We start from the raw sequence: 16,386 nt of genomic DNA on the forward strand, positions 1-16,386 counted from the left end.
CCATGCTGCTCGAAGTGCGCGACCTGCACGTGGAGTTCCACACCCGCGACGGCGTGGCCAAGGCCGTCAACGGTGTCAGCTACGGCGTGGACGCGGGCGAGACCCTCGCGGTGCTCGGCGAGTCCGGCTCCGGCAAGTCCGTCACCGCCCAGACCGTCATGGGCATCCTCGACGTCCCGCCGGGCCGCATCACCGCGGGCGAGGTGGTCTTCGAGGGCCGGGACCTGCTGAAACTGAAGGAGGGGGAACGCCGGAAGGTCCGCGGGGCCGAGATGGCGATGATCTTCCAGGACGCGCTGTCGTCGCTGAACCCCGTCCTGACCGTCGGCGCCCAGCTCGCCGAGATGTTCACCGTGCACCGCGGCATGTCCCGCAAGGACGCCCACGCCAAGGCCGTGGAGCTGATGGACCGCGTCCGCATCCCGGCCGCCAAGGAGCGGGTGCGGCAGTACCCGCACCAGTTCTCCGGCGGTATGCGCCAGCGCATCATGATCGCGATGGCGATGGCCCTGGAACCCAAGCTGATCATCGCCGACGAACCGACCACCGCCCTGGATGTCACCGTCCAGGCCCAGGTCATGGACCTGCTCGCGGAACTCCAGCGTGAGCTGCACATGGGCCTGATCCTCATCACCCACGACCTCGGTGTGGTCGCCGACGTCGCCGACAAGATCGCCGTCATGTACGCGGGCCGGATCGTGGAGACCGCCCCGGTCCACGACATCTACAAGAACCCCGCCCACCCGTACACCCGCGGCCTGCTGGAGTCGATCCCGCGCCTGGACCAGAAGGGCCGGGAGCTGTACGCCATCAAGGGCCTGCCGCCCAACCTCACCCGCATCCCGTCCGGCTGCGCCTTCCACCCCCGCTGCCCGATGGCCCAGGACGTCTGCCGTACCGACGTACCGCCCCTCTACGACGTCACGGAGTCCGACGCGGAGCGGGGCAGCGCCTGCCACTTCTGGAGGGAGTGCCTGCATGGCTGACACCACGGAGCCGATCCTCGAAGTCCGCGGCCTGGTCAAGCACTACCCGCTGACCTCCGGCATCCTCTTCAAGAAGCAGGTCGGAGCGGTGAAGGCCGTCGACGGCGTCGACTTCCACCTCGACCGCGGCGAAACGCTGGGCATCGTCGGCGAGTCCGGCTGCGGCAAGTCCACGGTCGCCAAGATGCTGGTCAACCTGGAGAAGCCGACGGCCGGCGAGATCCGCTACAAGGGCGAGGACATCACCCGCCTGTCGGGGAAGGCCCTGAAGGCCGTACGCCGCAACATCCAGATGGTCTTCCAGGACCCCTACACCTCCCTCAACCCCCGCATGACGGTGGGCGACATCATCGGCGAGGCGTACGACATCCACCCGGAGGTCGCGCCGAAGGGCGACCGGCGCGGACGCGTCCAGCAACTCCTGGACGTGGTCGGCCTGAACCCGGAGTACATCAACCGCTATCCCCACCAGTTCTCCGGCGGCCAGCGCCAGCGCATCGGCATCGCGCGCGGCCTGGCGCTGCGCCCGGAGATCATCGTCGCCGACGAGCCGGTCTCGGCCCTCGACGTGTCGGTGCAGGCGCAGGTGATCAACCTGATGGCCCGGCTCCAGGACGAGTTCGACCTCTCCTACATCTTCATCGCCCACGACCTGTCGATCGTGCGGCACATCTCGGACCGGGTCGGCGTGATGTACCTCGGCCGCATCGTGGAGACGGGCAGGGACGCGGAGATCTACGACCACCCCACGCATCCCTACACGCAGGCGCTGCTGTCCGCCGTACCGGTGCCCGACCCGGAGGCCCGGGAGCACCGCGAGCGGATCATCCTCGCCGGTGACGTCCCCTCGCCGACCAACATCCCCTCCGGCTGCCGCTTCCGCACCCGCTGCTGGAAGGCCCGGGAGCGCTGCGCCCTGGAGGTGCCCGCCCTGGCCGTCCCCGCCGAGTTCCGCACGGTCTCCGGCCCCGCGGCCCACGACTCGGCGTGCCACTTCGCGGAGGAGAAGCAGGTGGTGCCGCCGGAGGGAGAGGGCAGCGGGCCGGGGTGACATGGCGCTCCCCGGCCCGCTTACGGCACCCGCACGGCCGTACGCCGATCAGTCTCGCGCGTCCGTATATCGGTACCGCTTCGGCGAAGTTGCCTGCCTGTTAAAGCGGTTGGTGCGCGCGGGTGGCGTGGTGCCGTTACCCCAGCGATCGCTTCAGGAAGTCCACCTGGAGCAGCAGCAGGTTCTCGGCGACCGACTCCTGCGGAGTCATGTGGGTGACGCCGGACAGCGGCAGCACCTCGTGCGGGCGGCCAGCCGCCAGCAGGGCCGAGGACAGGCGCAGGGAGTGGGCGACGACCACGTTGTCGTCCGCCAGCCCGTGGATGACCATCATGGGCCGGTGCGGCTCGGCGGCGTCGACCAGTCCGGTGTCGTCGATCACCGAATTGCGGCGGTAGACGTCGGGCTGCTCATCGGGGTGACCGATGTACCTCTCCTGATAGTGGGTGTCGTAGAGCCGCAGGTCGGTGACCGGGGCGCCCACGACCGCGGCGTGGAAGACGTCGGGCCGGCGCAGCGCGGCCAGGGCGGCGAGATAGCCACCGAAGGACCACCCCCGGATGGCGACGCGGTTCAGGTCCAGCGGGAAGTCGTCGGCGAGGGCGTGCAGCGCGTCGACCTGGTCCTGGAGGACGATCGCGGCCACGTCGTCCTTGATGGACTTCTCCCAGGCGGGGGAGCGCCCCGGAGTGCCCCGCCCGTCGGCGACGACCACCGCGAACCCCTGGTCGGCGAACCACTGCGAGGTGAGGTGCGCGTTGTGCGCGGCCACCACCCGCTGACCGTGCGGGCCACCGTACGGGTCCAGGAGGACGGGGAGGAGGGTGTCACCGTGGTAGTCCGTTGGCATAAGCACGGCGCACGGGACACGTCGTGCGCCCCCTTGCGTAAGCGTCACGCGCGGGGACAAACCGGGGTCTTCGGTGTACGAGGCGATGACCGCCGTCGTCTCCCAGCCTCCGGCCGGGGGTGCCCCCGTCTCCCTTCGGTCGCCGTCCCGCAGCACCTGGGCCCGCGCCCCCGCCCGGTCGAGGGTGGCGGAGACGAGAACGATCACGCCCCCCGCGCGCACCGCCGAGTGCACGCCGGGCTCCTGCGAGACGCGCTCCACGCCGAGTTCGTTCACCCGGTACACGTGCACCTCGCCGGTCTCCGGGTCGGCCGCCTCCTCGCCCGCCGACGCGGAAACCAGCACGTCGTCGGCGGACACGTCCAGCACCGCCCGCAGGTGCAACTGGGCGCCGGTGAGCAGGCGTTCACCGACCGCCAGGACGCGCGCACCGCCCTCGTCGGCGATCCGCACGAGCTGCCCGGAGGGGCTCCAGCAGGGCACGCCGGGGAAGAGTTCCAGCCAAATTGGATCTTCGTCGGCGTGCACCATCCGGGTCGTCCCGGACTCGGTGTCCACGGCCAGGAACAGCTGGCTGCGCTGGTCGCGCGCCTGTACGAGCAGGAGTGGCGCACCCGCCGCTGACCAGTGCACTCGCGCCAGATACGGATACCGGGCCCGGTCCCAAAGGACCTCCGTGCGCCCCCCGTCGAGGCCGACCACGAACAGTCGTACCTCCGCGTTGGGAGTGCCCGCCGCCGGGTACGGCACGTGTTGTGGATCACGTCCGGGGTGGGCCGGGTCGGAGATCCACCAGCGCTGGACCGGCGTGTCGTCCACCCGGGCCACCAGCAGCCGGTCCGACTCCGGGCTCCACCAAAAACCCCGGCTGCGCGCCATCTCCTCGGCGGCGACGAACTCGGCGAGCCCGTACGTGACGCCCTCGCCGTCCGGCTCGGCCAGCGCCCTGTCCCCGTCCCCCTCGGCGCCCACGACCCGCAGGGCGCCCTGGGCGACGTAGGCGACGTGCCGGCCGTCGGGGGAGGGGCGGGGGTCGATCACCGGTCCCGGGGTGGGCAGTTCGCGCGCTGTACCGACCCGCAGTTCGGCCGCGAAGAGCCGCCCCGACAAGGCGAAGGAGGCAAGCTCGACCGCCGAGTCGGTGGCATACCCGACGATGCCGGCGCCGCCCTCGCGGCTGCGTTCACGCCGCGCCCGCTCCTGGGGCGACAGGCGCTCCTGGGCCCCGCCCAGAAGGGCGCGCGGGTCGGCGGCGACGCGTTCCTCGCCCGTCCCGGTGTCGAGGGTCCAGAGCGAATTGGCCCGGTCCGTACCGGTACCGGAGCGCAGGAAGGCGACCCGTGAACCATCGGGTGCCACGGTGAACGAACGCGGCGCGCCGAGCGTGAACCGCTGGGTGCGCGCGTGCCGTTTGGGGAAGGAGTCGGGCTCGGTCGTCATGCCTTGACCATATTGGCCATGCGCCCCCTTGTGCGGCCGTGCGCCGAGAGATGCGCGCGCACGGATAGTTATGATCACTAGCGCATAGTGGGTATCAACCAGGTGCTCGCTGCGTGGATTTATCTGCCCCAAGCTCCGACTGCGACCGACCCCCCATGTCCCTGGGCTTATTGGAGGTGAGCCGCCGTGGCACTCTCGATTTCGGCGGTTGTGCTGCTGGCGATCATCGTCTTCCTGCTGGTCAAGAAGTCAGGCCTGAAGGCGGGACATGCGGTGGTCTGCATGCTCCTCGGCTTCTACCTGGCCTCCTCGACCGTCGCGCCCACGATCAGTGAGCTGACGACGAACCTCGCGGGGATGATCGGAAGCATCAATTTCTGAGTCCGCAACCGACCGCCGGTTCATCGGCGTCCCTGTACCCGGAGCGCAGAGAACCCCGGGAGACGGAGGCGCCGACAGATGACGAACACCGTGCTGGGCATCCTGGTGTGCGGCCTGGTCGGAACGCTGCTCCTGTGGGCCGCGCTGCACGACGCCGCACGGGTACGCCGACTGCGCCGGCACGGGGTCCTCGCCCCCGGCACGGTGGTCGACAACGTACGGGTGCGCGGCGCTCAGGGCAGTCCCTCGTGGGCGCCGATCATCGCCTTCGCCGACCAGCGCGGCTACCGCGTGGAGTTCACGCCGAGCATGCGCGGGTCCGGGATGGGGCTCGCGACCGGCCGCGAGGTCACGGTGATCTATCTTCCCCAGGACCCGCAGGCGGCCCGCGTGTTCATGCGGCGTCACATGACCGGCCCGGTGTACTTCGTGCTGGCCGTGGCCCTGGTCTTCCTGGGCATCGGCGCGGTGATCGCCGCGACGGCCTGACGGCCCGGGTTTGCAGATGCCGCAGGGCTGGCCGTGGGGCCTCTGTCGGCCTGTTCTGCTGCCTCTCCGTGCTCCACCTCCGTAAGGTGGAGCCATCGGGGCAGGCGAGGATCCAGGGGCGGGCGTGGACGACGACAGCGTGGACAGAAGACTGCGTGAACTGGCTAAGGCCTCGCCCAACTTCGGTCGCCTGTACGGGTATCAGCCGCTGCTAGCCATCTACGGTTCCCAGGCCGAGCTGGCCGTCCTGACCAACCCCAACGCCGCCTACGTCAGTGCCGGACAGTTCGGCGAGGTGCTGGCCGAGGAGTTCGTCACCCGCACGGGCACGCGCGTCGAGGGCACCCGCCAGATCGACCGCATCGAGGCGCTCACCCGGGCGGATGTCCTCGTCGGCTGGAGTCGCGACGCCTTCCACAAGCTCCGCCGGGGCCGCAACGAAGCCGCGCACCAGCATCTCTTCGACACCACGATGGCCCTGGAAGCCCTCAAGCTCTGCTGGCAGCTGGGCGACCTCTTCGACCGGGCCATGGGAGGCACCCGCGCGGTGACGGCCTTCGTCCCGCCGACGCTCCCCGACCGGACGCCAGAGATCGACCCCGAGGAGATCGCGGAGCTGCGTGAGGCGCTGGCGGGGCACCAACGCACCCTCGCCGAGTCCCGCGTGAAGCTCTCGGAGGTCGGCGACCGCCTGGAGGCCGAACGCCGGGCCCGTGCCGAGGCCGAGCACATGATCGCCAACGCGGAGCGGGCCAAGGCCACGTACGCCGCCCAACTCGACGAACTGCGCGCCAAGATCACCGAGCTGCGCGCGGCACACCAGCAGCGGTACGACCGCGACCGGCTCAAGCCCCGCCCCGTCGCCTCCGCCACCCGCGACCTCATTGTGGAGCGAGCCCAGAGCCCCGCCCCGCTCAACGAGGTGCAGGCCCGCGAGAAGATCGACGCGATGCTCAGGAGCGCGGGCTGGCGCATCCAGGACAAGGCCGACGCCAACCCGCTGGCGGACACGGGTGTGGCGGTGCGGGAGTTCACCCTTGCCAGCGGCCGCGCCGACTACGTCCTCTACGTCGCCGGGACGATCGTCGGCGTCATCGAGGCCAAGCGCGAGGGCACCCCGCTGGCCGGGGCCCTCGCCCAGAACGAGCGGTACGCGGCGGGCGTGCTGAGGGAACACGCCATGGCGGTGTGGCGTCGCGACGAGCCGTTCGCCTTCCGCTACGCCACCACCGGCACCGAGACCTACTTCCTCAACCGGATCGACCCGGACGCCCGCTCCCGCGAGGTCTTCGCCTTCCACCGCCCCGAGACGCTGGCCGCGTGGATGCGGCACGCCGACGAGCATCCGGGCGCCCCCACCTTCCGGGCGGCGCTGCGCACCGCCATGCCGCTGCTGGAGACCCACGGCCTGCGCATGGCCCAGGTCGAGGCGATCACCGGTCTGGAGTCCTCCCTGGCCGCCGACCAGCCACGCGCCCTGATCCAGATGGCGACGGGCGCCGGGAAGACCTTCACGGCGGTCACCGAGACCTACCGCCTGCTCCGCCACGCGGGCGCCCGACGGGTCCTCTTCCTCGTCGACCGCAACAACCTCGGCCGCCAGGCCCGCGCGGAGTTCGACAAGTACCGCACCCCGGACGAGAACCGGAAGTTCACCGACCTCTACAACGTCGACATGCTGGGCCGCGGCGGCCTCCAGGAGACCTCCTCGGTGGTCATCTCGACGATCCAGCGGATGTACGCCCTGCTCAAGGGCGACCCCCTGGACGACTCCCCGGCGGTCGAGGACCGCGAGGACAGGACGACCTCGCCTCTCAACGACGCCTATGTGACGGACGAGCCGATCACGGTCGAGTACAACCCCAACGTCCCCGTCGAGTCGTTCGACGTGATCGTCGTCGACGAGTGCCACCGCTCCATCTACGGCCTGTGGCGCGGGGTCCTGGACTACTTCGACGCCCACCTTGTCGGCCTCACCGCCACGCCCACCCGGCAGACCAAAGGCTTCTTCGACCACAACGAGGTCTCCCGCTACACCTTCGAACAGGCCGTCGCCGACGGCGTCAACGTCGACTTCGACATCGCGCGGATCGTGACCGACCTGCGGGACGGGGACGTCGTCGCGAAGATCGAGGCCGGTACGACGGTCCGGATCCGCGACCGCCAGACCCGCGCCCAGCGGTACGAGGAACTCGACGAGGACTTCACCTACACCGCCCCGCAGATCGGCCGCACGGTCATCACGGAGGACGAGGTCCGCGCGGTCCTGACGGTCTACCGCGACAACTGGAAGCGATGGTTCCCCGGTCGCGCCGACCTCCCCAAGACCCTGATCTTCGCCGGCCCGTACGACGATCACGCCGACGAAGTGCTCAAGCAGGTCAAGCAGATCTTCGGCCGGGGCGACGAGTTCGCCAAGAAGATCACCTACCGGTCCCGGGACAACGGCGACGACCCCGAGAAACTCATCAACGACCTGCGCAACTCGCCCCGCCTGCGGGTCGCCGTCACCGTCGACATGATCGCCACCGGCACGGACGTGAAGCCGCTGGAGTGCGTGATCTTCCTGCGGTCGGTGAAGAGCCCGGTGATGTTCGAGCAGATGAAGGGGCGCGGCGCCCGTTCCATCGACGCGGACGAGCTGAAGGCGGTCACCCCGGAGGCGGCGCCCGACCTCAAGAAGGACCGTTTCGTCCTCGTCGACGCGGTCGGCATCACCGACTCCCCGCTGGTCGACGCCCGGCCGCTGATCCCGGCGGGCGCGCAGCGCGGCATCCCGCTGGCCAAGCTCCTCGACAAGGCGGGCACCCGGTCCCTCACCGCCGACGAGGCGGAGACCCTGGCCCGGCGCCTGGCCCGCATCGACCGCCAGCTAGGCAAGGAGGAGCGGGACCTTCTCGCCGAGGCGTCCGGTGGAGCGAGCCTCGCCGATCTGTCCCGCCGCATCACGGACGCGGTTGACGTCGACACGCAGGACCGCGCCCGGCACGAGGGCGGCCCCGAACTGGCACAGCAGCTCGTCCACGACGCGATCGCCCCGCTCACCACCCGGCCCCAGCTGCGCAAGCTGATCCTGGAGATCCGCCACCAGCAGGACCTGACGTACGACGAGACCACCGAGGTGACGGTCACCGAGGTGCGCGAGATCCCCATGGAGGAGCGGGCGACCAAGGAACTCGCCGAGTGGAACTCCCTGCTGGAGCGGGAGCAACGGGACGAGAACGCGGCGATCCGGATCGCGCTGGGCAGCGGCACCCGGGTCGCGCCGCGCGAGGCACGGGCCGCGCTCAGGGAACTCGCCGGTCGTATCCGGGCGACGAATCGTTCCTGGACGACGGGGGTCCTGTGGGACCTGTACGAACAGGTCGGCAGAGCGGCGGCGGGCCCCGGCAAGGAAGCGGGCCTGGGCGATCTGGTGCGGCTCGTCCGGTTCGAGCTGGGCGCGGACGACGAGCTGAGGCCGTACCGTACGGTGGTCGAGCAGCGCTTCGAGGGCTGGCTGCTGCGGCAGCGACAGGCGGGCGTGGAGTTCACCGAGGAGCAGCTGTGGTGGCTGGAGCGGATAAAGAACGCCATCGCCGTCGACGTCGGCATGGAGCCCGCCGACTTCGAGGTCGCCCCGTTCCCGGAGCGCGGTGGCGGCAGGGGTTTCATGCGGGCGTTCGGGGACAAGAACCGGGCGTTGGAATTGCTGGATGAGCTGAATCAGGAACTGGCTTGAGCGGGAACGGTGGCGTGAGCGGGGAGCGGGAGCTTCCGGCGGGGTGGGTTTGGACCGAGCTGGGGGACTTGCTTCACCGTATTGAAGCCGGTAAGTCCTTCACCTGCGAGCCGCGCCCTGCCCTACCTGATGAGTGGGGCATCGTCAAGGTAAGCGCCATGACGTGGGGCGCCTTCAATCCGGATGAGAATAAGGCCGTCCCGTCAGGGCGTGAGGTCAATCCCGCCTATGAAATCTCATCGGGCGATCTCCTGGTGAGCAGGGCCAACACCAAGGCATATGTGGGCGCGCCTGTTCTCGTGGGGGCTTGTCGCCCGAAGTTGTTGCTGTCGGACAAGAGCTTGCGGCTGGTACCGCGTGACTGCCTCAGCAAACGCTGGCTCGTGCACTTCTTGCGCTCTCCCGAGGCACGCTCCTACGTGGAGGCAAAGGCCAGCGGCACCAAGGACGCCATGCGCAACCTGTCGCAGGACGCGTTGCGACGGATGCCGGTGGCGTTGCCGCCGCTCGCGGAGCAGCATCGGATCGTCGAGGCGCTGGAAGAGCAGTTGTCGCGCATCGATTCGGGTGCCGCCACGCTGCGGCAGGCGCGTCGTCGCCTTGAAGGGCTGCGGAAGAGAGTCCTGGTCTCAACGGTGCCCGATGAGGTGCCGGAATCCTGGCGGATGACGACCGTGGAAAGTGCGGGAACCCTTGAGCTCGGGCGTGCGCGACACCCTGACTGGCATCACGGCCCCGACGTGCGCCCGTACCTGCGAGTCGCCAACGTCTTCGAAGACCGGATCGACACCACGGATGTCATGGAGATGGACTTCTCCGGGATCTGGGAGAGGTACCGCCTAGAGCCCGGGGATGTTCTGCTCAATGAGGGGCAGAGCCCACACCTCGTAGGGCGGCCGGCTCTCTATCGAGGAATCCCCGAGGGCGTTGCGTTCACCAACAGCCTGCTGCGTTTCAAAGCCAATGCTGACGTTCTCCCGGAATGGGCTCTGCTTGTTTTCCGACGGCATCTGCACGCAAAGCGGTTCATGCGTGAGGTGCGCATTACGACGAACATCGCGCACCTGTCCGCCAAGCGCTTGAAGAAGGTCGAGTTCCCGGTGCCGCCGTTGGACGTGCAGAAGCGGCTTATCCAGCGCTGCGACGAACTGTTGAGCGGCATCGCGGCCATGGACCAGCAGGTCGGAACCGGCTTGAAGCGTGGTGATGCCTTGAGGGCGGCCCTGCTACGGCGAGCTTTCACCGGGGGACTGGTCCCGCAGGACCCCGCAGAGGAGCCCATTGCCGTGCTTCTGGACCGCATTGCGGCCGAGAGGGCAGCGACCCCCAAGCCCAAGCGCACACGCAAGGCCGCGACCAAGGCCCCCGCCCCGCGAGCCGCCGACGTGGTCGCCCCCAAACCGACATCCTCCCCCGTCCTCGCCGTACAGCAGGAGTTCGAGCTGTGACCGCCGCCCCCGTAGACGCCCAGCAGCCTGCCCCCGAGCCTGACAAGACGGCCAAGGCGGTCGCGCAGACCAACACGCTTGTCGCCAAGCTCTGGAACTACTGCAACGTCCTCCGGGACAACGGCATGTCCACCATCGAGTACGTTGAGCAGCTCTCCTACCTGCTCTTCCTCAAGATGGTCGACGAGATCGAGAACGACCCGTGGGCAGGGCGCGACTTGAGCGCCGTCGTCCCCGCCGACTACAACTGGCAGTCCCTCGTCACAAAGCGCGGCCCCGACCTCGAGAAGCACTACCGAGCCGTCCTCGAAAATCTCGGCAGCCGACCCGAGACGACCATCGGGACCATCTTCGACGAGGCCCAGAACCGGATCACCAAGCCCGCGCTCCTCGAAAGGCTCGTCGTCGAGTTGATCGGCCGCGAGGACTGGACCGTCACCGGCACCGACCTCAAGGGCGACGCCTATGAGGGCCTGCTCGCCAAGGGCGCCTCGGACACCAAGACCGGCGCCGGCCAGTACTTCACGCCCCGGCCCCTCATCGACGCCATGGTCGACGTCATGCAGCCTGGCCCGGACGACACGATCACCGACCCGGCCTGCGGTACCGGTGGCTTCCTCATCGCGGCCCACACCTACATCCGCGACCACCACATGCAGAGCATGTCGCTCGACGACCGCAGGGCATATGGCGAGGGCCGCAAGATCTGGGGCAACGAACTCGTCACGGGCACCGCACGCCTCGCTGCGATGAACATGCTCCTCCACGGCATCGGTACGAGCGACGGCCCGAGCCTGATCACGGTCGGCGACGCCCTCGCCGACAAGCCCAGTGGCAAGCACGCCACCCTCGTCCTCGCGAACCCGCCCTTCGGCCGCAAGTCCGCGATCACCGTGATCGGACAGGACGGCGAGGCGGAGAAGCAGGACACCGAGTACGACCGTGACGACTTCACGGCCACGACCACCAACAAGCAGCTCAACTTCCTGCAACACATCATGTCGCTCACGGCGGTTGGCGGGCGCGCCGCAGTCGTCCTCCCCGACAACGTCCTCTTCGAGGGCGGCGCGGGCGAGAAGGTCCGCCGGAAGCTGCTGGACGAGTTCGACCTGCACACCATCCTGCGGCTGCCCACCGGAATCTTCTACGCGGGCGGCGTCAAGGCGAACGTGCTGTTCTTCGAGAAGAAGCCCCCGCGCGCCGACGGCAAGCCCCACACCACCGAGACGTGGGTCTACGACTTCCGCACCGGCCAGCACTTCACGCTCAAGCAGCGCCCGCTCACCCGTGCCCACCTGGACGACTTCGTAGCGGCCTACCGCGTGGGCGAGTCCCGCTCCTCCCGCGTCGAATCCCAGGACGAGAACGGCCCCTTCAGGAAATTCAGTTACGACGAACTGATCGCCCGCGACAAGGTCAACCTCGACATCACGTGGATGAACGACCCCGCCCTCGACGACGCCGACAGCGGCCTGCCGCCCGAGGTGATCGCCGAGGAGATCGTCCGCGACCTCCAGTCCGCCCTGAACGAGTTCACGGCCATCGCCCGCTCCCTGGGCGGTGACGTGGACGTGCCGGAGGCCGAGATCGAGTAGGGGACGGACCGGGGGTCTCCTGCAAACACGTGAGCACTCCCGCCCTTACTGTCATCCGGGTGCTCACCTGAGCGTCTGGATGACAGTAAGATGCCGCTTGCTCACGCTTTCGGAAGCGTGTCTCAGTCCTCGACCGCGTACGGCAGGAATCCGGCCCACGCGGCGGGGGCGAAGGCGAGCTGGGGGCCGTCGAGGTTCTTGGAGTCGCGGACGTGCACGGTGGCGGGGGCGGTGGCGATCTCGACGCAGGAGTCGCCTTCGCTGCTGCTGCTGTAGCTGCTCTTGAACCACGCCAGGCCACGGGCATCCCCGGACAAGGTCTTGCGGCTCATGTCTCCCCCAGCAGTTGCTCGATGAATGAGGCTGTCTCACGCGGCGTGAGGGCCTGGGTGCGGATGATGCCATACCGGAGTTCCAGGATACGGAGCTGCCTTGGCTCGGTAACTGGTCGGCCGTTGGCAACCGCCTGTGAGCGCCCCACCATCGAGCCGTCCTCGAACTTCAGCACCTCGATACCGCCTGCCAGACCAGCGTGCTCCTCGTGATCCATCGGCATCACCTGAAGCTCGACGTTGCGCAACTTCCCTAGTTCCAGTAGATGTTCCAGTTGCTGACGCAACCTCGCCCTTCCGCCCAGCGGACGTCGAAGCGTCCACTCCTCCAGGACGAAGCTCAAGTCTGGAGCAGAGTCCTTGTCGAAGACCGCCTTGCGAGCCACACGCGCGGAGATGAACCGCTCCACCTCCTCCGCCAAATAGGCGGGACGCCTCATGAGGAGCAGCCCACGTGCGTAATCGGGCGTCTGCAAGAGCCCATGGATGTTCAAGGGGTCGTAGAGCTGAAGCTCAACCGCCCGCCCCTCCAACTGTGCGAGATCCCGAACCTTCTTCGGATACCGGACCTTCTTGACGTCCTCCCGCATTGCCGAGATGAGCCCACCGGCGCCCAGCACCTCGTCCGCCTTGTCCAAGTACTCGGGCCTGGGGATCCGCTTCCCCGTCTCGATCTTGTACACGAGGTCCGCCCCGTACCCGGCGGCCACCGCGAAGTCGCCGACCCGCAGGCCGGCCGCCTCCCGGCGAAGCCTCAACTGCCGTCCCACCGTGGCCACAACGGCCAGCGCCCAGTCGTCGTCCGGGTCCACCTCCCAGCCCGGCTCTTCCGTCTGGTCAGACTCCGTCCCGGCCCGCGCCGCCTCATCGCTCACCGACATGTGTGCCCCTCCTTGTGGCGCGACGTACTGTTCCGGTCTGTTCGCGGGAGCCGCTTCGACAGCTTGGACAAGACCCGCCGAACCTTGGACCGTAGCTCTACGTAACGGACCAATGACCCGATTCAGTATGGTCGGTCGGCCACGCTCGGTGACGTGAATCAGCGAACCCAGGGAATCTCCGCACACGAGTCACGACCCGAACACGACGGTGTCGTCCGGAACTTCAGCATGCTGCTGTCGTCCACCCCGCGCGGTGCCCGCCTGGCCCGCCTGCTCGCCGTGGACACGCTCCGGAGCTGGGGGCTCCCGCACGAGCGGGCGAGCCATGTCGTCGCGGAGCTGGCCGCCAACGCGGCCACCCACGGCCGCCTGCCCGGCCGCAGCTTCCGGCTCACGCTCTACGTGATCGGTACGAGACTCCGCATTGAGGTCACGGACACGCGCGGTGACCGGCTGCCCGAGCCGCAAGTGACGGACGCGGGTGCCGAGTCGGGGAGGGGCCTGCTGCTCGTCGAGGCTCTGGCGGACCGGTGGGGCGTGACCGAGGAGCGGTTCCCGCGCAAAACCGTCTGGGCCGAACTGGGCCTGTCGTCGCCGGAGCCCGAGTCCCCGTGCTCCGGTGTCGGCGGTGGCTGAAGACCAAGGAACTCCGGGGAAGCACCCCAACCGAACCCGGCCCTCCCGCCCGCCGCGCGGATCCGCCCGTCAACGGATGGCGGGCGCTGCGCCGTCGGCCGCCCATTGACGTCACCGCCAGAAGCACTCGTCGATGATGATCTGCGGGTCGGTGACGCGCGGTGAGAAGTGGTAGCGCAGCCAGCCCCGGCCGTGGCCGAAGTAGAGGACGTGTTCGCCGCCGGGACGGGTCGACTGGACGGGCTCCACGCTCATGCCCGGCGGCAGGTCCCGGTCCGTGTCGATGCCCCGGAAGTAGGGGTCGTGCGCGGTGACGAGTTCGGCGCGGGCGGCGTCCACCAGATCGCGGCCCTCGTCGGGCAGGGCGTTGCGGTTGTCCTCGGCTTCCTGGGTCCAGTCAGCCTGCCAGGGCGGGCCCATGAAGTCGTCGGTCACTGGCCGGGCTCCGCCTTGGCGGCGGCGCGGCGGATGCGTCCGGCTTCCTCGATCATCGCCTTCGCGCGGGTGTAGTCGGGTTCCTGCGCCGCATCGTCCTCCAGGCGGTGGACATGCGCCTCCAGCGCGGAATCACGGCAGAGGGCGTACTCGCCCCACCAGCGGGCCATGAAGGCGGGGACGGGGGCCAGGTCGTAGGCGTCGGCGATGTCGCGGCGCCAGTGCCGGTCGAAGTCGACCAGGAGCTGCGGCGCGTGCTGCGCGATGGCGGCCCGTAGGGCCTTCGGGGTCCGTTCGGGCATGGGGGGGACGGACGATCCGCTGTTCAGGGATGCGGTGGTCATGAGGAGCGATGTTTCCCTTCGGCTCGCCGGTCAGGCGGCGGTGCGGAGCACGGACGGCTCGACTGCTTCCGGCGTGGCCCGCTGTGACGGTCGTCCGGCCCGGGTCCGGCGAGCCGCGGTCGCGGCGCGGATCTTGGCCACACGGTCGCGCTTGACGCCGAGGAGTCGTGCGACGTGCTCGATGCGGCCGTACGGAATCGGATGGTCGGGGGTGCTGGAGGTGGCCGCGCATACGAGTTCGGCGAGCCTTTCCCGCTCCCGGCGCACGTCCTGCTCAAGCTGTCGGACCACCTCCTGCTGATGGGCGACGGCCGTCAGCGCCGGCGTCTTGAGATCGCGTGTGTATCGCAGGTCCTCGGCACTCATGCGTCCGAGGATTGCACACGAGCAACACACCCAACAGTCAATCTCGGGAGGATGCACTCTCGTACGCCTGTCTCTGTGCCATCGCATGCCACGGGAGCAGGAAACGGCGGCCAGGACCTGGCGGGCACCAAGGCCGTCGGTTCCGAGGCGTGACCCTCTCCTGGGTGCGGTCACCAGCCGATGCCGGGGGCTGCACGCTGGACTGCTCGACGCCGGAACCCGAGTCCTCGCGCTTCGGCGGCGTCGACGACTGAAAGACAAAGAACCCGGGTGAAAGTAACCCCGCCAAACCCGACCCTCCGCCCGTGGCCGCACTCACTCGGGCGGGTGAACATCGCCGGTCCGGCTGGATTTCCGGGCACGAGAGGCCCGACGCTCAGGGCAACGCACCACCACGACCGCAGACATGAGACGGCCCCCGCCGGGACGGCAATCCCAATGCGAGGGCCTCACCACCGAGGAAGGCAAGGACTTCCCAAATGGCTGTTCAGAACCCTAGCGTGCCCCCGCGCGCCGAGGCCCGCCCCGCAGGCAACAAACACCCGAACCGACGCCCCGGCATGGCCCCGTACCCGGGCGGGCTCCAGCACAACAACACCCGCCACACCACCCGCTTCACGGTGATCGGCAACCACCTCGCCCAGCACCGGGAACTCTCCCTCCTCGCCATCGGCCTCGGCACGCACCTCCAGTCGCTGCCGAAGGGCGCCCCCGCCGACATCAAGACCCTCGCCGCCCGGTTCCCCGAGGGCGCCACCCGTATCGCGGCCGCACTGCGCGAGCTGGAAGCCCACGGCTACCTGTGCCGCGAACGCCACCGCACGTCCTCCGGCCGCATCGTCACCCGTACGACCTCCTGCAACCAGCCCGCGATGCCCTGTCGCCTCGCCGAGGCCCCCGCACCACCCCCGAACCCTCCGGCGGCTGGCCCAAGGGCATCAGAGCGGCCTGAGCTGGCCGATCGCAGCGAACCGCTCCCGCCCCGCAAGGCGCTGCCCGCCGTACCGCGTCCCGCGTACCCCGCCCCCGCCGCACTCCAGGCCGCCGTCGATCTCCTCTCCGGCCTCCGCCGCCACGACCCCCACTTGCTGCTCTCCGCCACCGACACGTCCCACCTCGCCCCCGGTGTCGTCGCCTGGCTGGAGCGCGAGGTCAGCCCGGCCGCCGTACGCCACGCGCTGATCGCCGACCTGCCGCCGGAGGGCGTACGACGGCCGGCCGCTCTTCTGGCCCACCGTCTCGCCGCCCAGCTTCCGCCCCTGCCACCGTTCCGCGCCCCGGCCCCGCCCGCGCCCGTACGACACCCCGTACAGAACTGCGACGGCTGTGACCGGGGCTTCCGCGCCCCGGAACCCGGCCGCTGCCGCGACTGCCGAACCGATCACCTGGAGGACGCTTAGCATGAACTCGACGATCCTTGCCCGAGCCCGT

The 16,386-nt window shown here is 69.3% G+C and carries 15 protein-coding genes; 9 read left to right on the forward strand and 6 right to left on the reverse strand.

Going from position 1 to position 16,386, the window contains the following annotated elements; all coding sequences use genetic code 11:
* The first annotated feature begins 2 nt into the window (after window positions 1-2).
* Both ACGH7X_RS25465 and ACGH7X_RS25470 read left to right on the forward strand, forming a co-directional pair.
* Window positions 3-986 (forward strand): ABC transporter ATP-binding protein, encoded by a 984-nt coding sequence (locus ACGH7X_RS25465; RefSeq protein WP_399888346.1) that lies wholly within the window; start codon window positions 3-5, stop codon window positions 984-986.
* Complete coding sequence (locus tag ACGH7X_RS25470; protein ID WP_399888349.1) at window positions 979-2,037, forward strand: ABC transporter ATP-binding protein; 1,059 nt, start codon at window positions 979-981, stop codon at window positions 2,035-2,037. The genes ACGH7X_RS25465 and ACGH7X_RS25470 overlap by 8 nt, the downstream gene beginning before the upstream one ends.
* Before the next feature lie 136 nt (window positions 2,038-2,173).
* On the opposite strand, the gene ACGH7X_RS25475 is transcribed toward ACGH7X_RS25470, so the two are convergent.
* Window positions 2,174-4,327 carry a prolyl oligopeptidase family serine peptidase gene (locus ACGH7X_RS25475; RefSeq protein ID WP_399888352.1) on the reverse strand — a complete coding sequence of 718 codons (2,154 nt, stop codon included), beginning with the start codon at window positions 4,325-4,327 and terminating at the stop codon, window positions 2,174-2,176.
* 186 nt (window positions 4,328-4,513) lie between these two features.
* On the opposite strand from ACGH7X_RS25475, the gene ACGH7X_RS25480 reads away from it, so the two are divergent.
* From ACGH7X_RS25480 to ACGH7X_RS25500, 5 genes are all read left to right on the forward strand, one after another.
* Window positions 4,514-4,708, forward strand: a complete 195-nt coding sequence (locus ACGH7X_RS25480) for a hypothetical protein (protein WP_121749054.1) — start codon at window positions 4,514-4,516, stop codon at window positions 4,706-4,708.
* A 78-nt stretch (window positions 4,709-4,786) separates the two neighbouring features.
* Entirely contained in the window at window positions 4,787-5,197 is a 411-nt protein-coding gene (locus tag ACGH7X_RS25485; protein ID WP_399888355.1) for a DUF3592 domain-containing protein, read from the forward strand.
* Window positions 5,198-5,321: 124 nt separating this feature from the next.
* Entirely contained in the window at window positions 5,322-8,918 is a 3,597-nt protein-coding gene (locus tag ACGH7X_RS25490) for a DEAD/DEAH box helicase family protein (protein ID WP_399888358.1), read from the forward strand.
* A 158-nt stretch (window positions 8,919-9,076) separates the two neighbouring features.
* Window positions 9,077-10,366 carry a restriction endonuclease subunit S gene (locus ACGH7X_RS25495; RefSeq protein WP_399888361.1) on the forward strand — a complete coding sequence of 430 codons (1,290 nt, stop codon included), beginning with the start codon at window positions 9,077-9,079 and terminating at the stop codon, window positions 10,364-10,366.
* Window positions 10,363-11,961: an N-6 DNA methylase gene (locus ACGH7X_RS25500; protein WP_399888363.1), complete on the forward strand. Its 1,599-nt coding sequence runs from the start codon at window positions 10,363-10,365 to the stop codon at window positions 11,959-11,961. Before ACGH7X_RS25495 ends, ACGH7X_RS25500 begins: the two co-directional genes overlap by 4 nt.
* A 122-nt stretch (window positions 11,962-12,083) precedes the next feature.
* On the opposite strand, the gene ACGH7X_RS25505 is transcribed toward ACGH7X_RS25500, so the two are convergent.
* Both ACGH7X_RS25505 and ACGH7X_RS25510 read right to left on the reverse strand, forming a co-directional pair.
* The gene (locus ACGH7X_RS25505) at window positions 12,084-12,293 is read right to left on the reverse strand and encodes a DUF397 domain-containing protein (protein WP_399888366.1); all 210 of its coding nucleotides are present in this window, start codon (window positions 12,291-12,293) and stop codon (window positions 12,084-12,086) included.
* Window positions 12,290-13,174 (reverse strand): helix-turn-helix domain-containing protein, encoded by an 885-nt coding sequence (locus tag ACGH7X_RS25510; protein WP_399888369.1) that lies wholly within the window; start codon window positions 13,172-13,174, stop codon window positions 12,290-12,292. Before ACGH7X_RS25510 ends, ACGH7X_RS25505 begins: the two co-directional genes overlap by 4 nt.
* 228 nt (window positions 13,175-13,402) lie before the next feature.
* On the opposite strand from ACGH7X_RS25510, the gene ACGH7X_RS25515 reads away from it, so the two are divergent.
* A complete protein-coding gene (locus ACGH7X_RS25515) occupies window positions 13,403-13,810 on the forward strand; it encodes an ATP-binding protein (protein WP_399897335.1) in 408 nt (135 codons plus the stop codon).
* 111 nt (window positions 13,811-13,921) lie between these two features.
* Here ACGH7X_RS25515 and ACGH7X_RS25520 read toward each other — a convergent pair whose 3' ends face one another.
* Genes ACGH7X_RS25520 through ACGH7X_RS25530 form a run of 3 tightly spaced genes read right to left on the reverse strand, consistent with a single transcriptional unit; the run spans window position 13,922 to window position 14,955 of the window.
* On the reverse strand, window positions 13,922-14,245 hold the full coding sequence (locus ACGH7X_RS25520) for a hypothetical protein (protein ID WP_399888371.1): 324 nt from the start codon (window positions 14,243-14,245) through the stop codon (window positions 13,922-13,924).
* A complete protein-coding gene (locus ACGH7X_RS25525; protein WP_037760336.1) occupies window positions 14,242-14,589 on the reverse strand; it encodes a hypothetical protein in 348 nt (115 codons plus the stop codon). Before ACGH7X_RS25525 ends, ACGH7X_RS25520 begins: the two co-directional genes overlap by 4 nt.
* A gap of 30 nt (window positions 14,590-14,619) precedes the next feature.
* Window positions 14,620-14,955: a hypothetical protein gene (locus ACGH7X_RS25530; protein ID WP_399888374.1), complete on the reverse strand. Its 336-nt coding sequence runs from the start codon at window positions 14,953-14,955 to the stop codon at window positions 14,620-14,622.
* A gap of 479 nt (window positions 14,956-15,434) precedes the next feature.
* Between ACGH7X_RS25530 and ACGH7X_RS25535 the strand changes: the two genes are divergently transcribed.
* Window positions 15,435-16,355, forward strand: coding sequence for a helix-turn-helix domain-containing protein (locus ACGH7X_RS25535; protein ID WP_399888377.1), 921 nt, complete (start codon window positions 15,435-15,437; stop codon window positions 16,353-16,355).
* The last annotated feature ends 31 nt before the right edge of the window (window positions 16,356-16,386 follow it).

This window comes from Streptomyces sp. BBFR51, from assembly GCF_044591655.1.
Classification (GTDB): domain Bacteria; phylum Actinomycetota; class Actinomycetes; order Streptomycetales; family Streptomycetaceae; genus Streptomyces.

Bases quoted from the DNA above. Each gene is read 5' to 3' on its own strand.
- ACGH7X_RS25515 (WP_399897335.1), top strand. From the start codon at position 13,403: ATGCTGCTGTCGTCCACCCCGCGCGGTGCCCGCCTGGCCCGCCTGCTC.
- ACGH7X_RS25495 (WP_399888361.1), top strand. From the start codon at position 9,077: ATGACGTGGGGCGCCTTCAATCCGGATGAGAATAAGGCCGTCCCGTCA.
- ACGH7X_RS25525 (WP_037760336.1), bottom strand. From the start codon at position 14,589: ATGACCACCGCATCCCTGAACAGCGGATCGTCCGTCCCCCCCATGCCC.
- ACGH7X_RS25485 (WP_399888355.1), top strand. From the start codon at position 4,787: ATGACGAACACCGTGCTGGGCATCCTGGTGTGCGGCCTGGTCGGAACG.
- ACGH7X_RS25475 (WP_399888352.1), bottom strand. From the start codon at position 4,327: ATGACGACCGAGCCCGACTCCTTCCCCAAACGGCACGCGCGCACCCAG.
- ACGH7X_RS25470 (WP_399888349.1), top strand. From the start codon at position 979: ATGGCTGACACCACGGAGCCGATCCTCGAAGTCCGCGGCCTGGTCAAG.
- ACGH7X_RS25510 (WP_399888369.1), bottom strand. From the start codon at position 13,174: ATGTCGGTGAGCGATGAGGCGGCGCGGGCCGGGACGGAGTCTGACCAG.
- ACGH7X_RS25465 (WP_399888346.1), top strand. From the start codon at position 3: ATGCTGCTCGAAGTGCGCGACCTGCACGTGGAGTTCCACACCCGCGAC.
- ACGH7X_RS25505 (WP_399888366.1), bottom strand. From the start codon at position 12,293: ATGAGCCGCAAGACCTTGTCCGGGGATGCCCGTGGCCTGGCGTGGTTC.
- ACGH7X_RS25530 (WP_399888374.1), bottom strand. From the start codon at position 14,955: ATGAGTGCCGAGGACCTGCGATACACACGCGATCTCAAGACGCCGGCG.
- ACGH7X_RS25535 (WP_399888377.1), top strand. From the start codon at position 15,435: ATGGCTGTTCAGAACCCTAGCGTGCCCCCGCGCGCCGAGGCCCGCCCC.